We start from the raw sequence: 23,997 nt of genomic DNA on the forward strand, positions 1-23,997 counted from the left end.
GCATGAGCGAGGAACCTCCGTCCGCCGTCGCCGAGCTGGTCGCGCGATTCCTGTACGAACGCGGGGTCCGGCGGGTGTTCGGCCTGCAGGGCGGGCACATCCAACCGATCTGGGACCGGCTGGCCCGGCTGGGCGTCGCGATCGTCGACGTCCGGGACGAGGCGGCCGCGGTGCACATGGCGCACGCGCACTCCGAGCTGACCGGCGAGATAGGCATCGCGCTGGCCACCGCCGGGCCGGGGGTCACCAACACCGTCACCGCGGTCGCCAACGCCTCGGTCTCCCGGGTCCCGCTGATCCTGCTCGGCGGCTGCCCGCCCCGGCCGCAGGCGAACAAGCATCCGCTGCAGGACATCCCGCACACCGAGATCCTCCGCCCGGTGACCCGGCAGAGCCGCACGCTGCGGGTCGCCGACGAGGTGCTGCGCGAGCTCGACGAGGGGTGGGCCCGGGCCACCGGCGACGCGACCGAACCGGGTCCGGTCTACCTGGAGATCCCGACCGACGTGCTGCGCGAGACCGTCCCGCCGGCGGTGGTCCTGGACGAGTACCTGCGGCTCCCGCCCGCCCGCCGGTCCCGCCCGCACCCGGACGACGTCGCCGCGGTCGCCGCGCTGGTCGCCGCCGCGCGCAGGCCGGTGGTGATCACCGGTCGCGGCGCCCGCCGGGCGCCGGAGGCGCTGGTGCGGTTCCTCGACGCCTCGGGCGCCGCCTACCTCGACACCCAGGAGGGCCGCGGCCTGGTGCCGCAGGAGCATCCGGCCGTCGTCGGGGCGCTGCGCAGCCGGGTGATGCGCGACGCCGACCTGGTGGTCACCGTCGGCCGGCAGCTCGACTACCAGCTCGGCTTCGGCTCGCCGGCCGCGTTCCCGCAGGCCCGCTGGGTGCGGATCGCGGACTCGGCGGGCGAGCTGTACGACAACCGGCGCGGCGAGGTGGAGATCCTCGCCGACGTCGGGTCCACCCTGGACGAGCTGGCGGCCGTGGTGTCCGGCGATCCGGCCTGGCGGGACGAGCTGCGGGCCGCCCACCTGGAGCGGTCCTCGGGCTACCGGGAGAAGCTGGCCGCGACCCCGCCCGGCGCCGACGGCCGGATGCACCCCAACCACATCTTCGCCGCACTGGCCGAGCTCGACCTGGACGGCGCCACCGTCGTCGCCGACGGCGGCGACCTGCTCAGTTTCGCCCGGCTCGGCGTCCCGCCGCAGGCCCGCTATCTCGACGCGGGCGCCTTCGGCTGCCTCGGCGTCGGGGTCCCGTTCGCGATCGCCGCGGCGTTGGCGAACCCGGACTCGCCGGCGATCACCGTCACCGGCGACGGCGCCTTCGGGATCAACGCGATGGAGGTCAACACCGCCGTCCGGCACGGTGCGCCGATCGTGGTGATCGTCTCCAACAACGCGGCCTGGAACATCGAGCGCTACGACCAGGCCGAGAACTACGGCCTCGTCGTCGGCACCGACCTCGAGCACAACGACTACGCGGCGCTCGCCGAGGCGCTGGGTGCGCACGGCGAGCGGGTCACCGAGCCCGGGCAGCTGCCGGACGCGCTGAAGCGGGCACTGGCGAACGCGCCGGCCGTGATCGACGTGGTGACCAGCCGGGACGCGCCCTCGCCGGACGCGGGCAAGGGGCTCGGCTGGGTCCCCGACCACCAGGCACTGACCCCCTGGAACGACGCCGAGATCGAGCGGAGGAAACAGTGAGCGACCAGATGGAGGAGTGGCACTTCCCGGCCGGCTACGACCAGTCCTACCTGCCGGATCCGGACAGCCCGTACTGGTTCCCGCACCGGGAGACGATGGATCCGGCGGAGCGCGACGCGGCGGTGCTGGTCCGGTTGCAGGAGGTGCTGCGCTACGCGTACACCACCTCGCCGTTCTACCGCCGCAAGTACGACGCGATCGGGCTGGACGTCGGCGACGTCACCACCTGGGAGGCGTTCGAGCAGGTCCCGGTGGTCACCAAGCAGGAGCTGCGCGAGTCGCAGGAGAACGCGCCGCCGTTCGGCGACTACGTCTGCGTGGACGACGCCGAGCTGCACCACATCCACGGCACCTCCGGCACCACCGGCACCCCGACCGCGTTCGCGATGGGTCGCCGGGACTGGGAGGTGATCGCCGACAACCACGCCCGGATCCTGTGGGGGATGGGCGTGCGCCCCGGCGACACCGTGTTCGTCTCCGCGCTGTTCTCCCTCTATCTCGGCTCCTGGGGTGCGATGTCCGGAGCGGAACGTCTGCGCTGCAAGGTCTTCCCTTACGGCGCCGGAGCGTCCGGGATGACCGCGCGGGCGGTGCAGTGGTTGGCCCGGACCCGTCCGCGGGCGTTCTACTCGACGCCCTCCTACGCGCTGCGCCTGGCCGAGGTCGCCGAGCAGGAGAAGATCGACCCGCGCGAGTTCGGGATCGACGTCATGTTCTTCTCCGGCGAGCCCGGCGCGTCGGTCCCGACCGTCCGCAAGGCCATCGCCGACGCGTTCGGGGCGCGGGTCGTCGACTGCGGGACGATGGCCGAGATGACGCCGTTCATGTCGGCGTCGGCGACCGCGGGCAGCCCGGACGGGATGCTGCTCTGGCAGGACATCGTCTGGCACGAGGTGTGCGACCCGGGCACCTTCCGCACCGTCCCGTACGGCGACGAGGGCACCCCGGTCTACACCCACCTGGAGCGCACGTCGCAGCCGATGATCCGGCTGGCGTCCAACGACCTGACCCGCTGGGAGCTGGGGACCAACGGCTGCGGCCGCACCTACCCGCGGCTGCCGGCCGGGGTCTACGGCCGGATCGACGACATGATCCACATCCGGGGCGAGAACGTGTACCCGACCGAGATCGACAACGTGCTGCGCTCGATCGAGGGCTACGCGGGCGAACACCGGGTCGTGGTCACCCGCACCGGCTCGATGGACGAGATCGTCGTCCGCGCCGAGGCCGCCCCCGGGCACGCCGCCGCCTTCGAGACCGAGGCCGCGCGCGGCCTGCACCGGGTCGTCGGCCTGCGGGTCGGCGTCGAGGTCGTCGCACCCGACACCTTCGAGCGCAGCGAGCACAAGGCGCGCCGGGTGCTCGACGACCGCGAGCACGTCCAGCGTCCCTGAACCCCGTGGCAAGGAGGCCATCTCCCATGACCGTCACCACCCACTCACTCACCCTCGACGCCGACGCCCGCACCGCCGAGCACGTGGCGATGTTCGTCGATGGCGAGTTCGTCCCCGCCGCGGCCGGGGCGACCTTCCCGACCGTCGACCCGAACACCGGCCGGACCGTCGCGCAGGTCCCGCGCGGCGACGGCACCGACGTCGACCGGGCCGTCGCCGCGGCGAAGCGGGCCGCCGTCGACTGGCAGTTCACCGACGCCATCGCCCGCGCCGCCCTGCTGCGCACGCTCGCCGGGCTGGTCACCGAGAACGCCGACGAGCTCGCCCGGCTGGAGGCGCTCGACTCCGGTCACTACCTGGCCAAGGCGAGCGAGCTGATCGGGGCGATCCCGCTCTGGCTGGACTACTGGGCGAGCCTTGCCGACAAGGTCGGCGGCCGCACCATCGAGGTGCCCGGCGACAAGCTGTCGTTCACGCTGCTCGAACCGCTCGGCGTGACCGCGCACATCGTGCCCTGGAACTACCCGCTGCTGATCCTGGTCCGGTCCTGCGCACCGGCGCTGGCGCTGGGCAACACCGTGGTCGTGAAGCCGGCCGAGGACACCTCGCTGTCCGCCTGCAAGTTCGCCGAGCTGGTCGAGGAGGCCGGCTTCCCGGACGGCGTCTTCAACGTGGTCACCGGGTTCGGCCCGGAGGCGGGCGCCTCGCTGGCCGCGCACCCGGACGTCGCCGGCATCACCTTCACCGGCTCCACCGAGACCGGGAAGGCCGTCGCGAAGCTGGGCGCCGACCACGTCGCCCAGGTGAACCTGGAGCTCGGCGGCAAGAGCCCGACGATCGTGTTCCCGGACGCCGATCTCGACGACGCCGTCGAGGCCGCCGTGCAGGGCTTCTGCTCGCACACCGGGCAGGTCTGCGTCGCCGGGACCCGGCTGTTCGTGCACGCCGACGTGCGCGAGGCGTTCCTGGAGAAGCTCACCGCGCGGCTCGACGAGACCCGGATCGGCGACGGCTTCGCCGACGGCACCCAGATGGGGCCGCTGGTCTCGCAGAAGCAGTACGACCGGGTGCGCGACTACATCGAGATCGGCCGGACCGAGGGCACGCTGCACTACGGCGGCGGACGCCCGGCGGGGGCGCCCGAGGGCGGGTACTTCGTCGAGCCGACGGTCTTCGTCGACGTCCCGCACGACGCCCGGATCGCCCGCGAGGAGATCTTCGGCCCGGTCGCGTCGGTGCACGCCTGGACCACTGAGGACGAGCTGGTCGAGGCCGTCAACGACAGCATCTACGGGTTGTTCGCGGTGCTGCTCGGCCGGGACATCACCCGGCTGCTGTCCACCGCGCGCCGGTTGCAGGTCGGCGGCGTGATGATCAACGACTGGTTCGGCGAGCTGCCGATGACCCCGCACGGCGGGCACAAGCAGTCCGGCACCGGCCGCGAGGAGGGCCTCGAGGCGGTGCACGGGTACACGCAGGTCAAGCACGTCAGCGTCAACCTCGACGGCGGCCTGCGCGCGGGCACCGACTGGGCCGGCGCCCCCCTGTAGAGCGCTCTTCGACGAGGAGGAGGACAGCAGTGAACGACGCACCGGGTGAGAAGCCCGCCCCGTTCGGGGCGCCGGAGTTGACCGCCCCGCCCGGCGAGGCCGGCGGGTTCTTCGAGAGCGGCCGGCCCCGGCTGGGCGGCCTGCAGGAACCGACCCGGTTCACCGGCCGGCAGGCCGCGGTGATCCGCGCGGTCGCCGAGACGATGATCCCGCCGGACCCGGCCTGGCCGGACGCCGGATCGGACGAGATCGACATCGTGGCCTTCGTCGGCCGCTACGTCACCCCGTCCGGCTACCGGAACAAGCACTACCCGTTCGCCGAGGAGGACGCCGTCACCGCGGGCCTCGACCGGCTCGGGCAGTCCTTCGTGGACGGTGACGCGACCGCCCGCGCCGCGGCCGTCGCGGCGCTGGAGGAGGCGGGTGACCCGCTCTTCGAGCAGCTGCGTGCGCTCGTCTACTACGGCTACTACTCGCGGCCCGTGGTCACCCTGGCGATCAACCGGAACCTGCCCGCCGGGCGGGACTACCACGGCCCGCCGCTGCCCTACGGCTACCTGCAGACCACCGAGCCGTGGGACGAGGAGCTGCTGACCCGGGCCGGCGAGAACGGCTCGTACCTGGCGACCGACGACGTCGTGCGCGTCGACCTGTCCCAGCTCTCCTGGACGAAGTGAGGAGCACGTCATGGCCGCATACGACGAGACCGACGTCCTGATCATCGGAGCCGGCCCGGGTGGCGCCGGGATCGCGCTGAAGCTGGCGAAGGCCGGGATGAGGGTGGTGTGCCTGGAGCAGGGCCCCTGGGTCGCCCCGTCCGAGCACCCGCACTACCACGACGAGTGGGAGCTGGAGAAGCAGCGCGGCTGGGCCTACGACCCGAACGTCCGGCAGCTCCCGGAGGACTACCCGGTCACCGGGACGACCACGCCGTACATGATGAACAACGTCGGCGGCTCCACGGTGCACTATGCCGGGCACTGGCCGCGCTACAAGCCGGTCGACTTCCGCAAGGGCACCGAGCACGGGCTCGAGGGCACGATCGACTGGCCGATCAGCTACGAGGACCTCGCCCCGTTCTACGACGAGAGCGACGAGATCTACGGCATCTCCGGCCGGATCGGCGACCCGTCCTACCCGGACCGCAAGCAGGCGGTGCGCGATCCGGAGGTGCTGCCCGGCAAGCTCGGCCTGAAGTACGCCAAGGCGTCGCGGGACCTGGGCTGGCACTGGTGGCCGTCCGACAACGCGATCATCACCCGGGACCGGGAGAACCGGCAGGCCGACCAGGCGATGGGCAACGAGCTGTCCGGCAGCCCGACCGGGTCGCTGTCCACTCCGGCGAACGCGCACTGGCCCTACGCCGTCCAGCACGGCGCGGACCTGCGCACGATGGCCCGGGTGGAGACGATCAACTCCGCCGGCGGCCGGGCCACCGGGGCGACCTACGTCGACCGCAGCACCGGGCAGCGGCACGAGGTGCGGGCGAAGATCGTGGTGCTCGCCGCGAACGGGATCGGGTCGCCACGGCTGCTGCTGCAGAGCGCCCAGAAGGGGCATCCGGACGGCCTGGCGAACTCGAACGGGATCGTCGGCAAGTACCTGATGCACCACGTCTTCGCGTTCTGCGACTCGTGGTTCGACGAGCCCGTCGAGGGCTTCAAGGGCAGCTTCGGCGCCCCGCTGTACTCGCACGAGTTCTACCACACCGACGTGAGCCGGGGCTTCGTCAACGGCTTCGGCATGCAGGTCGCCCGCAGCTTCGGCCCGGCCTACGCCGCGATGGGCACGCACACCGGCTACACCGCGCCGTGGGGGGCCCGGCACCGCGAGTTCTTCGACTCGCACTTCGCCAACCACCTGATGGTCTTCATGTTCGGCGAGGACCTGCCGGTGGAGACGAACCGGGTCACCCTCGACCCGGACGTCACCGACTCGTCGGGGCTGCCCGCCGCGCACGTGAACTACGCGCTGCACCCCAACGACGTCGCGCTCGCCGAGTACGGCATCGGCAAGATCTTCGAGGCGACCCGCGCGGTCGGTGCGGTGGAGACCAACGACACCGGCGTGCTCTACCCGCCGCCGGGCTGGCACCTGATGGGCACCTGCCGGATGGGCAACACGCCCGCCGACTCGGTGCTCAACAAGTGGTGCCAGACCTGGGACGTGCCGAACCTGTTCGTTTGTGACGGCAGCACGCTGACCACCGGCGCCGCGGTCAACCCGACGTCGACGATCGGTGCGCTGTCCCAGCGGACCGGGGAGTACATCCTGCGGAACTTCGACGCGGTCGTCGCGCAGAAGGTCACGCCGTCCAACGCGGACGCGCCGGACATGTGAGGCCGGGGCCGGGCCGGCGCAGCGTGGCGCCGGCCCGGCCGCCGCTCAGTTCAGCTTCCGGGTGCCCTCCGGCAGCCCGCCGCCGCGGTAGACGTCCTCGGCCAGCTCGGCCAGTGCGGTGAGCGCCACGTTCTGGCTCCACGGACCGTAGGAGACACGGGCGACGCCGAGTTCCTGCGCGGTCTTCAGCGGGATCGAGCCGGGGATGCCGATCAGGTTCACCTTCCGCTCGCCGAGGGCCTCGACCAGGCGTCCGACCTGGGTCTGGTCCAGCTTGCCGGGCACGAAGAAGTTCGACGCGCCGGCGTCGAGGTAGGCGCGCCCGCGCTCGATCGCGTCGTCCAGCACGGCAGCCGGGTCCTTGTCGCCCGCCTTGAGGAACGCGTCGGTGCGGGCGTTGAGCACGAAGTCGACGCCGGCCTTCTCGGCGGCGGCGACGGCCGCCTCGACCGCCTGCACCGCCTCGCGCAGCGGCTTGACCTGGTCCTCCAGGTTGGCGCCGACGATCCCGACGTCGATCGCGCGGGCGATCGTGCCGCCCGGGTCGCCGTAGCCCGCCTCCAGGTCGGCGGTCACCGGCAGGTCGCCCGCGGTGCGGGCGATCAGCCCGACCGCGGCGATCATCTCGTCGCGCGGGATGTTCTCGCCGTCGTCGTAGCCGTGCGCCGCGGCGATGCCGTGGCTGGCCGTGGCGAGCGCCGTGGTGCCCGGCGTCTCGGCGACGACCTTGGCGGTGATCGCGTCCCAGACGTTGACGACGAGCAGCAGATCCGGCGCGGCGTGCAGCTGCTGGAGCGCGGTGGCCTTGTCGGCGGTGGAGGTCATACGGCCACCGTAGGGCGGTCGCCGCGACACCGCCGGTCGGTCGCAGCCGGACACCTGCCGAGGGTGTACCCAGAACTGGGTATCTGCGGGCTCCCGGGGCGCGCTCGGGTGCCCGGAGTCGGCGATGCTGTGCCCGTGCTCCCCGACCCTGCCGCCGCCGCGCCGTCCGTCCCCGCGCCCGCAGTGGGTCTGGGCACCTCCGCGCTGGTGCTCGGTGTCCTCGGGACGTTGGCGGTCGCCGTCGCGGTGGCCCTGTCGATCGGCGCCCCGCCGAGCCTGGTGGGGCTCGCCCTCGCCTCGGGCGGGCTGGTGCTCGCGGCCGGCGGGCTGGTGCTGGGCACGGTGGCCGCGGTCCGCGGCGGGGTCCGCGGGAACCGGACGGCGATCTCGGCAGCGGGGCTGTCCGTCGTCGGCCTGTCCGGCGCGCTGATCTGGTTGGCCGCCTTCGTGATCACCATGCTGTCCGGGGCCCTGCCGGCCGCCCCGGGCGGCTCGGACGGTGCCGCGCCGCCGCCCTGCGCGCCGCCGACCTGCGCGGCGCCCTGACCGCCCTCCGGATGCGGTACCCGGGTCCGGTCGCGGACGTCGCCGGCCCACCGGACTCCGGCCGGGCCGCGCTCAGCGCGGGACGCCGAGCTGGTCGCGGATCGCGTCCATGTCGACCAGCGATCGGATCTCGGCGATCCGCCCGCCCTCGTACCGGTAGAAGGCGTGCTCGACGAACGAGATCGGTTCCCGGGCGGCGGGCAGGCCCCGGAACCCGGCCGGGGTGCAGTCGAAGCGGATCCGGCACGCGACCTGGTCGGCGTCGGTCACCAGCGTCTCGATCGCGTAGTGCAGGTCGGGGATCTCCGCGACGTCCCGGCGGAGCAGGTCCCCGAACGCGGCGACGGACAGCCGGCGTCCGTTGTGGACCACCGGATCGTGCACGAACCCGCCGAGGTCGTCGAACCGTCGTTCGTTCAGGCAGGCGAGGTAGGCCCGGTACCGGTCACCTGGGCCGTCACGGGCGCCCATCGGAGCGCCGGCGCTACGAGATCGACGATCCGGCGGGCATCGCCTCGAGCCGCAGGTCCGGGAACTTGCGGGCGATGATGTCCATCCGCCACTTGTTGCTGAACAGGGCCAGGTACTCGCCGTCGGAGTCGCGGCGCAGCACCTCGCACTCGGACTGCGCGGACAGCAGCTCGACGGCGGCGGACTCGGTGAGCCGGGCCACCTGGTAGGGCAGCCGGTCCAGCGAGACCGGCGCGTTGAACTCGGTCTCCAGCCGCCCGGTGACCACGTCGAACTGCAGCGGACCGACCGCGGCCAGCACCGGGGCCTGGTCGCCGCGCAGGTCCGAGCGCAGGATCTGGATGACGGCCTCGTTGCCGAGCTGCTCGATGCCCTTGCGGAACTGCTTGTACTTGCCGGCGTCCCGGGCGCGGATCACCGCGAAGTGCTCGGGCGCGAACGCCGGGATCGAGGGGAAGTCGACCGGATCGGCGGCGTAGAGCGTGTCGCCGGGACGCAGCGCGGTCGCGTTGACCAGGCCGACGATGTCGCCCGGGTACGCCTCCTCGACGGTCCGGCGCTCGGCGCCGAACACCGCCTGGGCGTACTTCGTCGCGAACGGCTTGCCGGTGGCGGCGTGCGTGAGCACCATCCCGCGCTCGAACCGGCCGGAGCAGATCCGCAGGAAGGCCATCCGGTCGCGGTGCGCCTTGTCCATCCCGGCCTGCACCTTGAAGACCAGCCCGGACGTCGGCGCGTCCAGCGGGCGGTCCTGCCCCTCGACGTCGGGCCGGGCGGCCGGGGCCGGGGCGAGATCGACCAGCGAGTCGAGCAGCCGGGCGACGCCGATGTTGGACAGCGCCGAACCGAACAGCACCGGGGTGGCGCTGCCGGAGAGGAAGTCCTTCTCGTCCCAGGTCGCGCCGATCTCGTCGAGCAGGCCCAGCTCGTCCTGCGCGGTCTGCCAGTACTCCGGCTCCTGGGCGGCGATCGTGTCGGCGTCGACGACGGTCGCGGTCGCCTTCGTCGCGCCGCCGGCGGCCCGGGTGAAGGCGGTGTACTCGCCGGTGGTCCGCTCGATCAGGCCCTTGAACTGGCCGGCGATCCCGAGCGGCCAGGTCAGCGGCATCGGGCGCAGGCCGATCGTCTGCTCGACCTCGTCGAGCAGCTCCAGCGCCTCCCGGCCGGGCCGGTCCCACTTGTTGACGAAGGTGACCACCGGGACGCCGCGGGACCGGCAGACGTCGAACAGCTTGAGGGTCTGCGGCTCGAGGCCCTTGGCGGCGTCGAGCAGCATCACCGCGGCGTCGACGGCGGCGAGCACCCGGTAGGTGTCCTCGGAGAAGTCGCCGTGACCGGGGGTGTCGAGCAGGTTGATGACGCAGTCACGGTAGGCGAACTGCAGTACCGCCGACGACACCGAGATGCCGCGGGCCCGCTCCATCTCCATCCAGTCGCTGGTGACGCCCTTGCGGCCGGACTTGCCGTGCACCGCGCCCGCCGAGTCGATGACCTCCGCGTGCAGCGCGAGGGCCTCGGTCAGGGTGGACTTGCCGGCGTCCGGGTGGGAGATGACGGCGAACGTGCGCCGGCGCGCGGTCTCGTCGAGTACGTGCGCGTCCTGCGTGTCGGTCACGGATCCCAGGATAGGTGCGGCGGATCAGCCGGACGACGGTGCCCGGCTGAGGTCCACGACGCAGAACACGTTGCCGTCCGGGTCGGCGAGCACGACGAAGTCCGGCTCGGCCGGGTAGCCGTCCCAGCCCGGCCGGGTGGCGCCCAGCCCGAGCAGCCGCGTGACCTCGGTGGCCTGCTCGGCGGTGGTGTCGACGAACAGGTCGAGATGCAGGCGCGGCCGGGGCTCCGGTGGCGAGACGCTGCGCATCAGGCCGAGCGTGCGGACGCCGTCCGGTCCGGTCAGGGTGCGCCAGGCCGCGCTCGACCACTCGTCGGAGACGGTCAGGTGCAGGGCGGCCGACCAGAACGCGGCGGCGCGATCGAGGTCGGTGACACCGACCACCGGGAACCCGAGACGCAGCATGTCTGCCAGCATGGCGGAGCGCACCGAACGGGAACGGCCCGGCCGCACCGAGGTGCGACCGGGCCATCCGTCCCGAACTGACGCGCCGCTCCCACCACGAAGCGACATGACCTAACTTAGGTGAGCCTGCCCTAACTGTCAACGGTGCGTTCGAGGATCTCCCGCATGTCGGGAAGATCGAAGTGCTCGACCGTCGCCCAGGCGCTCGGGCTGCCGTGGTGCGGGTCCGCCCCGGCCGCCAGCAGCGCCGTCACCGACTCGGCCGAGCGGGCGAACAGTGCCGCCGCGATCGCCGTCTGGCCCCGGTCGTTGGTCCGGTCCGGGTCCGCGCCGCGGGCCAGCAGGTCCGCGACGATCGGCGGATGCCCGTGGTACGCGGCCAGGATCAGCAGCGTGTCGCCCTTCGGGTCGGTGATCTCCACCGGCACCCCGGCGTCGAGGTAGCCGGCCAGCTCCGCTGCCGCGCCCGCCCTGGCCAGGTCGAACAGCCGGTGCGCGAGCTCCACCGCGGCCGGGTCCGGGCCGACGTCGGTGCCGTTCTTCCCGCCGTCCGTCATGGGGTCACCGTAGGTTCGCCCGGTCGGTCGCGCTCGCCCGCCGGTGACTGTCGGGGGTCGCCGCTAACCTGCCCGACGTGAGTTCTGAGAGCGACGGCCAGGCCCGCGACCGGCACGCGAAGCTGGCGGCCGAGGTGGCCGACCATCAGTTCCGCTACTACGTGCTCGACTCGCCCGTCGTGTCCGACGGCCAGTTCGACGAGCTCTGGCACGAGCTGCTCACCCTGGAGGAGGCGCATCCGGAGCTGGCCACGCCGGACTCGCCGACCCAGCGGGTCGGCGGCACCTTCTCCACCGAGTTCGTCGCGCACGACCATCTCGAGCGGATGCTCTCGCTGGACAACGCGTTCTCGCCGGAGGACCTGCGGACCTGGCAGGAGCGGGTCACCCGGGAGGTCGGCGAGAACCTGCACTACCTCTGCGAGCTCAAGATCGACGGGCTCGCCGTGAACCTGCTCTACGAGCGCGGCACGCTGACCCGCGCGCTCACCCGCGGGGACGGGCGCACCGGCGAGGACATCACCCTCAACATGCGCACCCTGGCCGAGGTCCCGGTCACGCTGACCGGCACCGACGAGTTCCCGGTGCCGGAGCTGGTCGAGGTGCGCGGCGAGGTGTACTTCCGGCTGGAGGACTTCGACCGGCTCAACGCCTCGCTGGTCGAGGCCGGCAAGGAGCCGTTCGCGAACCCGCGCAACACCGCCGCCGGGTCGCTGCGGCAGAAGGACCCGCGGGTCACCGCGTCGCGCAACCTGCGGCTGATCTGCCATGGTCTCGGCCGCCGCGAGGGATTCACCCCGCGCACCCAGTCCGAGGCGTACGACGCACTGGTCGCCTGGGGGCTGCCGATCTCCCCGCGCACCAAGGTGCTCCGCGGGATCGAGGCGGTGATCGAGTTCGTCGAGTACTGGGGCGAGCACCGGCACGACGTCGAGCACGAGATCGACGGCGTCGTCGTCAAGGTCGACGAGGTCGCGCTGCAGCGCAGGCTCGGCGCCACCTCCCGCTTCCCGCGCTGGGCGATCGCCTACAAGTACCCACCGGAGCAGGCGACCACCCGGCTGCTCGACATCCGGGTCAACGTCGGGCGCACCGGCCGGGTCACCCCGTTCGCCGTGATGGAACCGGTCAAGGTCGCCGGCTCCACGGTCGAGATGGCGACCCTGCACAACGCTGACGAGGTCCGCCGCAAGGGCGTGCTGATCGGCGACCGGGTGGTGATCCGCAAGGCGGGCGACGTGATCCCCGAGGTGCTCGGCCCGGTCACCGACCTCCGGGACGGCACCGAGCGCGAGTTCGTGATGCCGACCCACTGCCCGGAGTGCGGAACCGCGCTCGTGCAGCAGAAGGCCGGCGACGTCGACCGGCGCTGCCCGAACGCCCGCTCCTGCCCGGCGCAGCTGCGGGAGCGGCTGTTCCACGTCGCCGGGCGCGGCGCGTTCGACATCGAGGGGCTCGGCTACGAGGCGGCGGTGGCGCTGCTGACCTCCGGCGTGCTGACCGACGAGGGCGACGTCTTCTCGCTCACCGAGGACGACCTGCTGCGCACCGAGCTGTTCCGCAACCAGAAGGGCGAGCTCACGGTCAACGGCCGCAAGCTGCTCACGAACCTGGAGGCGGCCAAGGACCGGCCGCTGTGGCGGGTGCTGGTCGGGCTGTCGATCCGGCACGTCGGGCCGACCGCGGCCCAGGCGCTGGCCCGCGAGTTCGGCTCGATGGAGGCCCTCGAACGGGCCGCGGCGCAGGCGAAGGAAGGCACCGAGGCCGCCGGGGTCGCGATCGTCTCCGACGGGACGGCGGGGGAGGAGGACACCGCCGCCGAGCCTAGGGCTGCCGAGTCGGGGGCTGCTGAGTCGGGGGCTGCTGAGTCGGGGGCTGCTGAGCCCGGGGCTGCTGAGTCCGGGGCCACCGAGTCCGAGCCCGAGGCTGCGGATGCCGCGGTCGCCGACGCCGAGGCCGCCGCTGCCGAGGCCGAGAAGCAGGAGCGTGCCGCCACGCGCGCCCGGGCGAAGGCGGTCGCCGAGGCACTCGCCCCGATCGCCGGGGTGGACGGCGTCGGCCCCACCATCGCCGCCGCGGTGCGCGACTGGTTCTCCGTCGACTGGCACCGCGAGGTGGTGCAGAAGTGGCGGGCGGCCGGGGTCCGGATGGAGGACGAGATCGACGACTCGGTCCCGCGCTTCCTGGAGGGCCTGTCGATCGTGATCACCGGGTCGATGGAGCGCTGGTCCCGGGACGAGGCGAAGGAGTCGATCATGGCCCGTGGTGGCCGTGCCGCCGGGTCGGTGTCGAAGAAGACCGCGTTCGTGGTGGCCGGGGAGGCACCCGGCTCCAAGTACGAGAAGGCCGTCGAGCTCGGTGTCCCGGTCCTCGACGAGGCCGGGTTCGAGGTGCTGCTCGATCGCGGCCCGGACGCGGCCCGGGAGCACGCCTCGGCGGAGTGAGCCCGGCGGACCTGGCAGCACAGGCGACACCCGACGCGCCCGAGGGTGGCCGCTCGATCACCGCGCGTGTCCGCCCGGCGCGGGGGTCCTGCCGGACGGCGACGTCACCCGGTGCGTGGCGCGTCCGGGCGCCGTCGTCCGCGGACGACCACCTAGTCTCGGTCCGTCGGTCCGATACGGACCGGCGACGGATCGAAGCGGAGGAACACGGTGTTGCAGGCGGCGCTCAACGGGTCACGACCGGCGGATGCCCATCCGGCCCTCCCGGTGCTGCCGCGCCACCTGGCCCGCGACGCCCGCGCGGTCGCCCGGCTCGGCGTCACCTCGGTGCACGTCCACCCGCGCGACGACGACGGGCTGGAGACGATCGAGCCCGCCGTGGTCGGCGACGTCGTGGCGCTGATCCGCCAGGAGGCGCCCGGCATCGAGGTCGGCGTGCCGACCGGCCGCTGGATCCAGCCGGACCCGGCCGACCGGGTGGCGACCGTGCTGACCTGGGGCCGGCTCGGCTCCGGCAAGCCCGACGTGTGCGGCGTCAACGTGCACGAGCTGGGCTGGACCGACGTGTGCCGGGCCGCCTGGTCGGTCGGCATCGCCGTCGAGCTGGGCGTCTGGACCAGCGGCGACGCGGTGACCCTGCGCCAGAACGGCCTCCCGCCGGGCACCCGCCGGGTGATCGCGGAGTCCACCGTCGTCGATCCGGAGACCGCCGTCGCCGAGGGCATCCGGATCCTGCGCGCGCTCGGCCAGCCGCCCGTCCCCGTGCTGCTGCACGGCGAGGAGGAGGGCGCCTGGCCGGTGCTGGAGTACGCGACCCGGGTCAACATCGACACCCGGATCGGCTTCGAGGACGTCCTGGTCCGGCCGGACGGCTGGCTGGCCACCGGCAACGACGACCTGGTCCGCACCGCGCTGTCGATCCGGGTCTGAGCGCCGCCGGCACACACCCCGTGGCCCTGCCGCACACCCGTCGCAGCAGGTGTGCGGCGAGGCCATGGGGTGTGTGGCCCGGGCGTCAGACTTTGAGGACGGTGGCGACTATCCCGGCCAGGTGCGCCAGCCGGGCCAGCTCGGAGGGCCGGAACACCGGGCCACCCGGCCGCCCCACCACCAGCGTCTTCGGCGGCACGCCCGATCCGAACGGCGCAGCCGCCAGCTCGGTGTCCATCGCCCGCCAGGGCTCCGGCACCCAGTGCCGCTCGTCGAGCGCGATCGCCCGGTCCAGCGGCAGCCACGGCAGGTCGCCGGTGCGGGTCTCGGGTGCGGCGGAGCTCTCCGCGATCCGGTAGGACCGGCCGTCCTCACTGACCGCGACCAGCGCCCAGCCGGCCCGGAACAGCCGAGGGACCTCCGCGGCGAGCAGGTCGAGCCCGTGCCCCGGGGCACCGGCGATCTCGTCCAGCAGCTCCAGCTCGCGGTGCGTGTCCAGCTGCCCGGTGTGCGGGCGCACCGACTCGACCACGACACCCGGCACCGACTCCGCCGCGGTGATCAGCACGTCCGGCGGGCGGTGCGCGGACAGCTCGACGGCGATGTCGTCGACCGCCTGCCCGTCGCTGCGCTCGACGACGTCCACGCTGAGGATGTCCGCTCCGGCCCCGCCGAGGGCGGAGGCGACGGCCCCGAGGTTTCCGGGCTTGTCCGGGAGGATGACCCGGAGCAGGAACGACACGAACGGATCCTCTCCCTCTGCTCGGACGCCCTGGTGGCATGCCGGTGCACCCGCACCGCGGCGGCGAGGCCGTGACCGTCCGCGACTGGGGGCGCGGAGGGTTCCGGGCGGGAACAGTGATCCTGCCATCCGGGCCCCCGCCCGGTCATCATCTCCCCGCCCCGCACCACCCGCGGGGCCGGTCACCGGGGGGCGGTCGGCCGCCGGACCGGCGGGAATAGACTTGGCCGCACACCGGCGCACGCGTCCGTCGCGGACGTGTCGGGTGGTGTTCCGGGCGGGCCGCCCCACCGCGGTCGCAACACCGTCGTCGCTGCGCCGGACGGGACCCGCGCATCCGGATCCGCCCCGGGCCCGCGAGCCAGAACCATCCCGAGGAGGGGCATGACCACCGATTCCCCCGCAGCAGGCGGGGCCATCACCCGGGACGAGGTCGCGCACCTCGCCCGGCTGGCCCGCCTGGCCGTCACCGAGCAGGAGCTGGACGTCTTCGCCGGCCAGCTCGACGTGATCATCGGCTCGGTGGCGCGGGTCGGGGAGGTCGCCGCCGACGACATCCCGCCGACCTCGCACGCCGTGCCGCTGGAGAACGTCTTCCGGCCCGACGAGGTCCGCCCCGGCCTCACCCAGGAGCAGGCGCTCGCCGGGGCACCGGCCGCCGAGGACGGACGCTTCCGGGTGCCGCGGATCCTGGGGGAGGAGGCATGAGCAGTGAGCTGATCCGGCTGACCGCGGCCGAGCTGGCCGGGAAGATCCACTCCCGGGAGGTGTCCGCGGTCGAGGCCGCGCAGGCGCACCTGGACCGGATCGCCGCCGTCGACGGCGGTGACACCGGGGTGCACGCCTTCCTGCACGTCGGGGCCGAGTCCGCACTGGCTGCCGCGCAGCGCACCGACGCCGCGCTCGCCGCCGGGGAGGCCGCCTCCCCGCTGGCCGGGGTGCCGCTGGCGCTCAAGGACGTCTTCACGACCTCCGACATGCCCACCACCTGCGGCTCGAAGATCCTCGAGGGCTGGCAGCCGCCGTACGACGCGACCGTCACCGAACGGCTGCGCGCCGCCGGGATCACCGTCCTGGGCAAGACCAACATGGACGAGTTCGCGATGGGCTCCTCCACCGAGCACTCCGCCTACGGCGTCACCCGCAACCCCTGGGACACCAGCCGGGTGCCGGGCGGCTCCGGCGGCGGCTCCGCGGCGGCGCTCGCCGCGTACCAGGCGCCGCTGGCGATCGGCACCGACACCGGCGGCTCGATCCGCCAGCCGGCCGCCTTCACCGGCACCGTCGGCGTCAAGCCCACCTACGGTCAGGTGTCCCGCTACGGGCTGGTGGCCTGCGCGTCGTCGCTGGACCAGGGCGGGCCGTGCGCCCGCACCGTGCTCGACGCGGCGCTGCTGCACGAGGTCATCGGCGGGCACGACCCGCGCGACTCCACCTCGATCGACCGGCCGGTCCCGGCCGTCGTCGAGGCCGCGAAGCTGGGCGCCACCGGTGACCTGTCCGGGCTGCGCGTCGGCGTCGTCCGGGAGCTGGGCGGCGAGGGCTACCAGCCGGGCGTCCGCGCCGCCTACGATGCGTCGCTGCGCCGGCTGGAGAAGCTCGGCGCCGAGCTGGTCGAGGTGTCCTGCCCGCACTTCGAGTACGGCATGGCCGCCTACTACCTGATCCTGCCCAGCGAGGTGTCGTCGAACCTGGCCCGGTTCGACGCCATGCGCTACGGCCTGCGCGCCGTGGAAGGGAAGTCCGCGGAGGAGGTCATGGCCAACACCCGCGAGCAGGGCTTCGGACCCGAGGTGAAGCGGCGGATCATGCTCGGCACCTACGCGCTGTCGAGCGGCTACTACGACGCCTACTACGGCCAAGCGCAGAAGGTCCGCACGCTGATCAGCCGGGACTTCGACACCGCGTTCGCCCAGGCCGACGTGCTGGTCTCGCCGACCACACCGACCGTGCCGTTCCCGATCGGGGACAAGGTCGACGATCCGCTGGCCATGTACCTCAACGACCTGGCCACCATCCCGACCAACCTGGCCGGGGTGGCCGGGATGTCGGTGCCGTCGGGCCTCTCCGACGGCCTGCCCACCGGGCTGCAGATCATGGCGCCCGCGCTCGGTGAGGCCGTGATGTACCGCGTCGGGGCGGCGTTCGAGGCCGCCCGCGACGCCGACGAGGGTGGCCCGCTGATCGCTCGGGTCCCGGAGGTTGCAGGGGTGACCGCATGACCGCGTCCATCGAGCTCGTGGACTTCGACGACGTCGTGGCCCGCTTCGATCCGGTGCTCGGCATCGAGGTGCACGTAGAGCTGTCCACCGCCACCAAGATGTTCTGCGGCTGCCCGACCGGTTTCGGCGCCGAGCCGAACACCCAGGTCTGCCCGGTCTGCCTCGGCCTGCCCGGCGCGCTGCCGGTGGTCAACCGGGCCGCCGTGGAGTCGGCGATCCGGATCGGCCTGGCGCTGAACTGCTCGATCGCGCCGTGGGGCCGGTTCGCCCGGAAGAACTACTTCTACCCGGACATGCCGAAGAATTTCCAGACCTCCCAGTACGACGAGCCGATCGCCGTCGACGGGTTCCTGGATCTCACCCTGGACGACGGCGAGGTCGTCCGGATCGGGATCGAGCGGGCGCACATGGAGGAGGACACCGGCAAGTCGCTGCATGTGGGCGGTGCGGACGGCCGGATCCACGGCGCCGACCACTCGCTGCTCGACTACAACCGGGCCGGCGTCCCGCTGATCGAGATCGTCACGAAGATGATCCCGGACACCGGCGCCCGCGCCCCGGAGGTGGCCCGCGCCTACGTCACCGCGCTGCGCGACCTGATCTCCTCGCTCGGCGTCTCCGACGTCCGGATGGACCAGGGCTCGATGCGCGCCGACGTGAACCTGTCGCTGTCCCCGGCGGGCAGCGGCACACTCGGCACCCGCACCGAGACCAAGAACGTCAACTCACTGCGGTCGGTCGAGCGGGCCGTCCGGCACGAGATGGGCCGGCAGGCCGCCGTGCTCGACGCCGGGGCTGCGATCGTCCAGGAGACCCGGCACTTCGACGAGGCCACCGGGCACACCCGGGCCGGGCGGCGCAAGGAGACCTCGGAGGACTACCGGTACTTCCCGGAGCCCGACCTGGTCCCGATCGCGCCGAGCGCCGAGTGGATCGAGGAGCTGCGCGGCACCCTGCCCGAGCTGCCCTGGGAGCGGCGCCGCCGGATCCAGGACGAGTGGGGCATCTCCGACGAGGAGATCCGCGACCTGGTCAACGCCGGTGCACTCGACCTGGTCGAGGCGACTGTCGCCGCGGGTGCGCCGTCCCAGGAGGCCCGCTCGTGGTGGGTGTCCTACCTCGCGCAGCAGGCGAACGCCCGCTCCGTCGAGCTCGGCGAGCTGGCGATCACCCCCGAGCAGGTGGCCCGGGTGGTCGAGCTGGTCGGGGCCGGCGAGCTGACCAACAAGCTGGCCCGGCAGGTCGTCGACGGTGTGCTGGACGGCGAGGGCGACCCGGACGCGGTCGTCGCCGCCCGCGGGCTGAAGGTCGTGTCCGACGAGGGCGAGCTGATCGCCGCCGTCGACGCGGCGCTGGCCGCGCAGCCCGACGTCGCGGAGAAGATCCGTGGCGGCAAGGTCCAGGCGGCCGGGGCGATAGTCGGCGCCGTCATGAAGGCGACGAAGGGCCAGGCCGACGCCAAGCGCGTGCGCGAGCTGGTCGTCGAGCGCGTCGGGGCATAGCCCGCACCCCGTCGCCCCGGTCCGCACCCGCCGCAGCAGGTGCGGACCGGGGCGGCCGGGTGCGAACCCTCAGATCGCGGACTCGCCGCCCCCGGTGGGCGGCTGGATGCGCACCACCCGGTCGTCGGTGCGGCCCGGTGCCGTGCCGTCGCGGTTGACGGTGCCGAGCCAGAGCAGCCCGTCGGGGGCGCGGGTGACCTCGCCGACCGCCCCGTAGATCTCCTCCAGGACCGGTTTCGGGTCGCCGGTGAAGGCACCGTCGCGGCCCGGGGTCAGCAGGTACAGCGCCTCGGCGCCGGACTGGGCGACGACCAGCGTGCCCGGCAGCACCGTGCAGCCCGCGACGCCGGGCCGTTCCGGCCAGGTCCAGGCGGGCGCCCCGAGCGTCCCCTCGCCGACCCGGTACAGGACGTCGCGGGTCGGGGCCCGGTCGGTCACCCAGGTGGTGTCCGTCGCCGGATCGATGCAGACCCCGCCCGGAGCGGTGAGCCCGCGGGCCAGCACCGGTGACGCGGGATCCGGGTTCCCCGGCGCCGGACGGCCGAGCGTGTCGATCCGCAGCACCGCCCCGGCGAGCGGGCCATCGCCCGCCCCGGTCGCCACCACCAGGTGCGCGTCGTCGACGGCGAGCCCGCCGCCCGCCGAGTTCGGCAGCCCGGTCAGCACCGGCTTCGGCGGCTCGCCGGGCGCGATCCGCAGCACCTGGCCGCCGTCCGGGGTGCCGGCGAGCACGTAGACCAGCCGGTCCTCGGCGTAGCCGGGGGAGAGCACCAGGCCGTTGATCCCGGTGGCCGGATCGACCGGCACGGTCGCGATCTCCACCGGGTCCGCACCGCGGCGCACCTGCAGCACCCGCCCGGTCCGGCGCTCGGCGACCAGCGCCTGGTCGCCGGGGGGCAGCACGGCGATCGCGCCGACCGGGCCCAGGCAGGCCGCGACCACCTGCGGATCCGGGTCCTCGCACGGCCCGGCCGGCGGCGGCGCCTGCTGCTGTTGCTGCGGGCCGGGCACCGGCTCGGTCGGCGGCGGCGGCTCGGTCGGCGCGATCTGCGGCGGACCGCCCAGCTCGCCCTCGCCCTCCGCCTGCGGCCGCCAGTCCCGGGCACCCTCGTCCGGGAACGTCGCGCAACCGGTCACGAGCACGAGCAGCGCCGCGACGGTCAGCAGCAGGCGGACGTTCACGGGGGTCCACGGTAGGCGGGGCGAGGTGAGCGCCGGGTGAGTACGGTCCGGAGCCATGAGCCCCGTGACCGTTCTGGTGCCGCACGCCGAGGGAGCCGAGATCCTGTCCGAGGTGGACGGGTTGAGCCCCGTCGTCTACGACCCGGAGAAGCCGCTGCCCGACGCGGCGGGCACCGCCCGCGTCCTGGTCCCGCCGTTCCTCGCGACGTCCGACGCGATCGCGCTGACCGAGGCGGTGCCACAGCTGGAGCTGGTCCAGCTGCTCACCGCGGGCGCCGAGGCGTGGATCGGGAAGCTGCCCGACGGCGTCGCGCTGTCCGACGGCCGCGGCGCGCACGGCGGCGCCACCGCGGAGTGGGTGGTGTCGGTGCTGCTGGCCGTCTACCGGCACCTGGACCGGTTCGTGCGCGCCCAGGACCGCGGCGTGTGGGACTACCACCAGACCGAGGAGCTGGCCGGGAAGAAGATCCTGATCGTCGGTGCGGGCGACGTCGGGGTGAAGACCAGGGCCCGCCTTGAGCCGTTCGAGGTCGAGACCACCCTGGTCGGCCGCACCGCCCGGGACGGCGTGCACGGCTGGGACGAGCTGCCGCAGCTGCTGCCCGCGCACGACGCGACGGTGCTGATCGTCCCGCTCACCGACGAGACCCGCGGCATGGTCGACGCGGAGTTCCTGGCCGCGATGCCGGACGGCGCGCTGCTGGTCAACGGTGCCCGCGGCCCGGTGTGCGACACCGACGCGCTGCTCGCCGAGCTGAACTCCGGCCGGCTGCGGGCCGCAGTCGACGTGACCGATCCGGAGCCGCTGCCCGAGGGGCATCCGCTGTTCTCCGCGCCGGGTCTGCTGCTCACCCCGCACGTCGGGGGCAGCGTCCCGCTGGCGATGCGCCGCGCGTACGGCGTCGCGGCCGAGCAGCTGGCCGCGTTCGCCGCCGGTGACGAGCCGCCGAACCTGGTCACCGGGGCCTATTAGTCAGGGGACGCGCCGGGGGAAACCCGCAGGTGGGCAGCCCACCCGCCGGTAGGGTCCGCGGTATGAGCGGGCCCACGCAGCAGTACGACTGGGGCAGTGTCTCCGGTGACGAACCGCCGGAGCGGACACGGCCGGAACGGTTGCCGGTACCGGCGCACGTCTCGTCGGACATCGGGCTGTTGATCCTGCGCGTCGTGGTCGGCGGGATCTTCGTCGCGCACGGCGTGCAGAAGGTGTTCGGCCTGTTCGGCGGGCTCGGCCCGACCGGCACCGCCGAGGCGCTCGACGGACTCGGGTTCACCGCGTTCGCGCTGCCGCTGGCCTGGGTGCTCGGCGTCGGGCAGCTCGTCCTCGGCGGGCTGCTGGTCCTGGGCCTGCTCACCCCGTTCGCGGCGGCCGGGCTGCTCGCCACCAAGATCGTCGCGATCGTGCTGTCGCTCGGGCCGGACGGCCCGGTGGTGCCGCTGTTCGCCGCGGACGGCCCGAACTCCCTGGAGCTGCACCTGCTGCTCGGTGGCGGTGTCGCCGCGCTGCTGTTCACCGGTGCCGGCCGGATCGCGCTCGACGCGGGCCGCACCTACCAGCGCCGCCCGCTGCCCTGGTCGGTGCTCGCGCTCGTCATCGGGGTGGGGGTCGCCCTGCTGGCCCTGTTCGTGCTGCGTCGATGACGGCACCACCCGACGACGTCTGGCTGGGCCCGCTCGCGACGCGGCTGCGGCACAAGGTGCGGGTCGTCGGCCGGGAACCGCTGGCCGGCGGCTACGCCTCGGCGGCGGTCGAGCGGATCGACCTGGACGACGGCTCGTCGGTGGTGCTGAAGGCGGCCGGTGCCGAGGAGGTCGCGGCGCTGCGTGCGGTCGCCGTCGTCAACGGCCCGGTGCGGGTGCCCCGGCTGCTGGTCACCGGCGACGGCTGGATCGTGCTCGCGCACGAGCCCGGCGGTCCGCTGCCCCCCGGCACCCCGGTCCCCGACGACGCCTGGCGCACCCTGGCGCTGGTGCACGCGCACTGGCGGCGGAACCGGCCGCGCGGCGTCCCGGTCGTCGACCCGACCTGGTGGGGCCGGCTGTGCGCACTCGCCTCGGTGGGCCTGCAGGCCGCCGCCGCCCGCACCCCGCAGGGGCGGGACGCCTACCTCGACGCGGACGCCGTCGTCCGCACCTGGGCGACCGACGACCGGATCTCCACCGCGCTCGCCGCGCTGGCCCGCACGCTCTGCCACGGCGACGCGCACCGCGGGAACGTCCACACCGGACCGTCCGGGAGCGTGCTGCTGGACTGGGGGAACGCCCGTGTCGCACCCGGGTCGCTGGACGCCGTGGTGCTCGCCGCGCCGCCACCGGACGGGCCCGCGGACGCCCCGGCCGAGCCGGTCCCGCAGCTGTACCGCGACACCCTGCACGCCGCGCTCGGCGCGCCCGACCCGCCCGCGATGGTCGCCGTCGAGTCGGCCTGGGCCCGGTTAGCGGCGCACCTGCAGTACCTGCCCTTCGCCGCCGACCACCAGGGCCCGGAAAGGGTCAGCTCGATGGTCCGGGTCGCGTCCGCGGCGCTCGCCGAGCTCGACGACGCACTGGGTGGGCGACGGCTCCGGTGAACGACCGGATCAGCGACCCACGTTGCGCTGCAGGTGCGCCGGGTAGCGCTCACCGGCCACCGCGTCGGCCGGCGCCGCGCGCTCGATCTCGGCGAGCTCGTCGGCGGTGAGCTCCAGCTCCGTGGCGGCGACGTTCTCCTCCAGGTAGCGGCGCCGCTTCGTTCCCGGGATCGGGACGACGTGCTCGCCGCGGGCCTGCACCCAGGCCAGCGCGAGCTGCCCGGCGGTCGCCCCGCGGCGCTCGGCGACGGCCCGCAGGGCGTCCACGATCGCCAGGTTGGCGGCCAGGTTCTCGTCGGAGAAGCGCGGCATGCCGCGCCGCATGTCACCCTCGCCGAGCTGCCCGGGCGAGGTGATCACGCCGGTCAGGAAGCCGCGCCCGAGCGGGGAGAACGGCACGACACCCACGCCCAGCTCGGCACACGCCGGTGCGACGGTGTCCTCGATCCCGCGGGTCCACAGCGACCACTCGGACTGCACCGCGGCCGGCGGGTGCACGGCGTGCGCACGGCGGACCGTGTCCGCGCTGCACTCGGACAGCCCGTAGTGCCTGATCTTGCCGGCCTCGATCAGCTCGACGAGCGCGCCGACGGTGTCCTCCACCGGGACGTCCGGGTCGATCCGATGCTGGTAGTACAGGTCGACGTGATCGACCCCGAGCCGGCGAAGCGACTCGTCGATGCAGCGGTGCACGTAGACCGGGTCGCCCTGCGCGGCCTGGTTGCCGGCGGCGTCGCGGACGATCCCGAACTTCGTCGCCAGCACCACCTCGTCCCGCCGACCGGCGATCGCCCGGCCGACGAGCTCCTCGTTGGCGCCGCCGCCGTACACGTTCGCGGTGTCCAGCAGGGTGACGCCGAGCTCGAGCGCGCGGTGGATCGTCGCGATCGACTCGGTGTCGTCGCCCGCGCCGTAGCCCTGGCTCATGCCCATGCAGCCCAGGCCCTGCGCTGAGACCGTCAGCGACCCGAGCGTGCGGGTCCCGATGCCCATGCC

At 73.7% G+C, this 23,997-nt stretch carries 22 protein-coding genes; 14 read left to right on the forward strand and 8 right to left on the reverse strand.

Annotated features, from left to right (window positions below; translation table 11 throughout):
• Positions 1-2: 2 nt before the first annotated feature.
• The 5 genes from ABZ881_RS03220 to ABZ881_RS03240 are packed head-to-tail and all read left to right on the forward strand — an operon-like array spanning position 3 to position 6,990.
• On the forward strand, positions 3-1,706 hold the full coding sequence (locus tag ABZ881_RS03220; RefSeq protein ID WP_358481409.1) for a thiamine pyrophosphate-binding protein: 1,704 nt from the start codon (positions 3-5) through the stop codon (positions 1,704-1,706).
• Entirely contained in the window at positions 1,703-3,100 is a 1,398-nt protein-coding gene (locus ABZ881_RS03225) for a phenylacetate--CoA ligase family protein (RefSeq protein ID WP_344018032.1), read from the forward strand. The genes ABZ881_RS03220 and ABZ881_RS03225 overlap by 4 nt, the downstream gene beginning before the upstream one ends.
• 26 nt (positions 3,101-3,126) lie before the next feature.
• A complete protein-coding gene (locus ABZ881_RS03230; RefSeq protein WP_358481411.1) occupies positions 3,127-4,650 on the forward strand; it encodes an aldehyde dehydrogenase family protein in 1,524 nt (507 codons plus the stop codon).
• A 29-nt stretch (positions 4,651-4,679) separates the two neighbouring features.
• The gene (locus tag ABZ881_RS03235) at positions 4,680-5,327 is read left to right on the forward strand and encodes a gluconate 2-dehydrogenase subunit 3 family protein (RefSeq protein ID WP_358481414.1); all 648 of its coding nucleotides are present in this window, start codon (positions 4,680-4,682) and stop codon (positions 5,325-5,327) included.
• Positions 5,328-5,337: 10 nt separating this feature from the next.
• Positions 5,338-6,990 (forward strand): GMC family oxidoreductase, encoded by a 1,653-nt coding sequence (locus ABZ881_RS03240; protein WP_358481415.1) that lies wholly within the window; start codon positions 5,338-5,340, stop codon positions 6,988-6,990.
• Between the two features lie 45 nt (positions 6,991-7,035).
• Here the strand turns inward: ABZ881_RS03240 and ABZ881_RS03245 are convergent, their stop codons facing one another.
• The gene (locus ABZ881_RS03245) at positions 7,036-7,815 is read right to left on the reverse strand and encodes an isocitrate lyase/phosphoenolpyruvate mutase family protein (RefSeq protein ID WP_358481417.1); all 780 of its coding nucleotides are present in this window, start codon (positions 7,813-7,815) and stop codon (positions 7,036-7,038) included.
• Between the two features lie 135 nt (positions 7,816-7,950).
• Here ABZ881_RS03245 and ABZ881_RS03250 point away from each other — a divergent pair, with 135 nt between their 5' ends.
• Complete coding sequence (locus ABZ881_RS03250; protein ID WP_358481418.1) at positions 7,951-8,361, forward strand: hypothetical protein; 411 nt, start codon at positions 7,951-7,953, stop codon at positions 8,359-8,361.
• A 72-nt stretch (positions 8,362-8,433) separates the two neighbouring features.
• Here ABZ881_RS03250 and ABZ881_RS03255 read toward each other — a convergent pair whose 3' ends face one another.
• The 4 genes from ABZ881_RS03255 to ABZ881_RS03270 all read right to left on the reverse strand — a co-directional run bounded on the left by ABZ881_RS03255 (position 8,434) and on the right by ABZ881_RS03270 (position 11,409).
• Positions 8,434-8,832, reverse strand: a complete 399-nt coding sequence (locus ABZ881_RS03255) for an ester cyclase (protein WP_358481419.1) — start codon at positions 8,830-8,832, stop codon at positions 8,434-8,436.
• Positions 8,833-8,845: 13 nt separating this feature from the next.
• A complete protein-coding gene (locus tag ABZ881_RS03260; RefSeq protein ID WP_358481421.1) occupies positions 8,846-10,447 on the reverse strand; it encodes a peptide chain release factor 3 in 1,602 nt (533 codons plus the stop codon).
• Between the two features lie 24 nt (positions 10,448-10,471).
• Positions 10,472-10,852: a VOC family protein gene (locus ABZ881_RS03265; protein WP_358481423.1), complete on the reverse strand. Its 381-nt coding sequence runs from the start codon at positions 10,850-10,852 to the stop codon at positions 10,472-10,474.
• 131 nt (positions 10,853-10,983) lie between these two features.
• Positions 10,984-11,409, reverse strand: coding sequence for an ankyrin repeat domain-containing protein (locus ABZ881_RS03270; RefSeq protein WP_358481425.1), 426 nt, complete (start codon positions 11,407-11,409; stop codon positions 10,984-10,986).
• A 68-nt stretch (positions 11,410-11,477) separates the two neighbouring features.
• Between ABZ881_RS03270 and ligA the strand changes: the two genes are divergently transcribed.
• Positions 11,478-13,853 carry an NAD-dependent DNA ligase LigA gene (gene ligA / locus ABZ881_RS03275; RefSeq protein WP_358481581.1) on the forward strand — a complete coding sequence of 792 codons (2,376 nt, stop codon included), beginning with the start codon at positions 11,478-11,480 and terminating at the stop codon, positions 13,851-13,853.
• Between the two features lie 210 nt (positions 13,854-14,063).
• Positions 14,064-14,783, forward strand: coding sequence for a 3-keto-5-aminohexanoate cleavage protein (locus ABZ881_RS03280; RefSeq protein WP_358481426.1), 720 nt, complete (start codon positions 14,064-14,066; stop codon positions 14,781-14,783).
• Between the two features lie 85 nt (positions 14,784-14,868).
• Here ABZ881_RS03280 and ABZ881_RS03285 read toward each other — a convergent pair whose 3' ends face one another.
• On the reverse strand, positions 14,869-15,525 hold the full coding sequence (locus ABZ881_RS03285; protein ID WP_358481428.1) for an amino acid-binding protein: 657 nt from the start codon (positions 15,523-15,525) through the stop codon (positions 14,869-14,871).
• A gap of 384 nt (positions 15,526-15,909) precedes the next feature.
• On the opposite strand from ABZ881_RS03285, the gene gatC reads away from it, so the two are divergent.
• Genes gatC through gatB form a run of 3 tightly spaced genes read left to right on the forward strand, consistent with a single transcriptional unit; the run spans position 15,910 to position 19,249 of the window.
• On the forward strand, positions 15,910-16,233 hold the full coding sequence (gatC, locus tag ABZ881_RS03290) for an Asp-tRNA(Asn)/Glu-tRNA(Gln) amidotransferase subunit GatC (RefSeq protein ID WP_344027345.1): 324 nt from the start codon (positions 15,910-15,912) through the stop codon (positions 16,231-16,233).
• Positions 16,230-17,747, forward strand: coding sequence for an Asp-tRNA(Asn)/Glu-tRNA(Gln) amidotransferase subunit GatA (gene gatA, locus ABZ881_RS03295; protein ID WP_358481431.1), 1,518 nt, complete (start codon positions 16,230-16,232; stop codon positions 17,745-17,747). Before gatC ends, gatA begins: the two co-directional genes overlap by 4 nt.
• Complete coding sequence (gene gatB, locus ABZ881_RS03300) at positions 17,744-19,249, forward strand: Asp-tRNA(Asn)/Glu-tRNA(Gln) amidotransferase subunit GatB (protein ID WP_358481433.1); 1,506 nt, start codon at positions 17,744-17,746, stop codon at positions 19,247-19,249. The genes gatA and gatB overlap by 4 nt, the downstream gene beginning before the upstream one ends.
• Before the next feature lie 69 nt (positions 19,250-19,318).
• Here the strand turns inward: gatB and ABZ881_RS03305 are convergent, their stop codons facing one another.
• Positions 19,319-20,431, reverse strand: coding sequence for a glucose dehydrogenase (locus tag ABZ881_RS03305; protein ID WP_358481435.1), 1,113 nt, complete (start codon positions 20,429-20,431; stop codon positions 19,319-19,321).
• A gap of 55 nt (positions 20,432-20,486) precedes the next feature.
• Between ABZ881_RS03305 and ABZ881_RS03310 the strand changes: the two genes are divergently transcribed.
• From ABZ881_RS03310 to ABZ881_RS03320, 3 genes are all read left to right on the forward strand, one after another.
• Entirely contained in the window at positions 20,487-21,404 is a 918-nt protein-coding gene (locus tag ABZ881_RS03310; RefSeq protein ID WP_358481436.1) for a 2-hydroxyacid dehydrogenase, read from the forward strand.
• Between the two features lie 62 nt (positions 21,405-21,466).
• The gene (locus ABZ881_RS03315) at positions 21,467-22,072 is read left to right on the forward strand and encodes a DoxX family protein (protein ID WP_358481437.1); all 606 of its coding nucleotides are present in this window, start codon (positions 21,467-21,469) and stop codon (positions 22,070-22,072) included.
• Positions 22,069-23,001, forward strand: a complete 933-nt coding sequence (locus tag ABZ881_RS03320) for a phosphotransferase (protein WP_358481439.1) — start codon at positions 22,069-22,071, stop codon at positions 22,999-23,001. Before ABZ881_RS03315 ends, ABZ881_RS03320 begins: the two co-directional genes overlap by 4 nt.
• A gap of 9 nt (positions 23,002-23,010) precedes the next feature.
• Here ABZ881_RS03320 and ABZ881_RS03325 read toward each other — a convergent pair whose 3' ends face one another.
• Positions 23,011-23,994 carry an aldo/keto reductase gene (locus ABZ881_RS03325; protein ID WP_358481441.1) on the reverse strand — a complete coding sequence of 328 codons (984 nt, stop codon included), beginning with the start codon at positions 23,992-23,994 and terminating at the stop codon, positions 23,011-23,013.
• Between the last annotated feature and the right edge of the window lie 3 nt (positions 23,995-23,997).

The sequence above is a fragment of the Pseudonocardia sp. NPDC046786 genome, from assembly GCF_040645415.1.
Taxonomy (GTDB): domain Bacteria; phylum Actinomycetota; class Actinomycetes; order Mycobacteriales; family Pseudonocardiaceae; genus Pseudonocardia; species Pseudonocardia kongjuensis.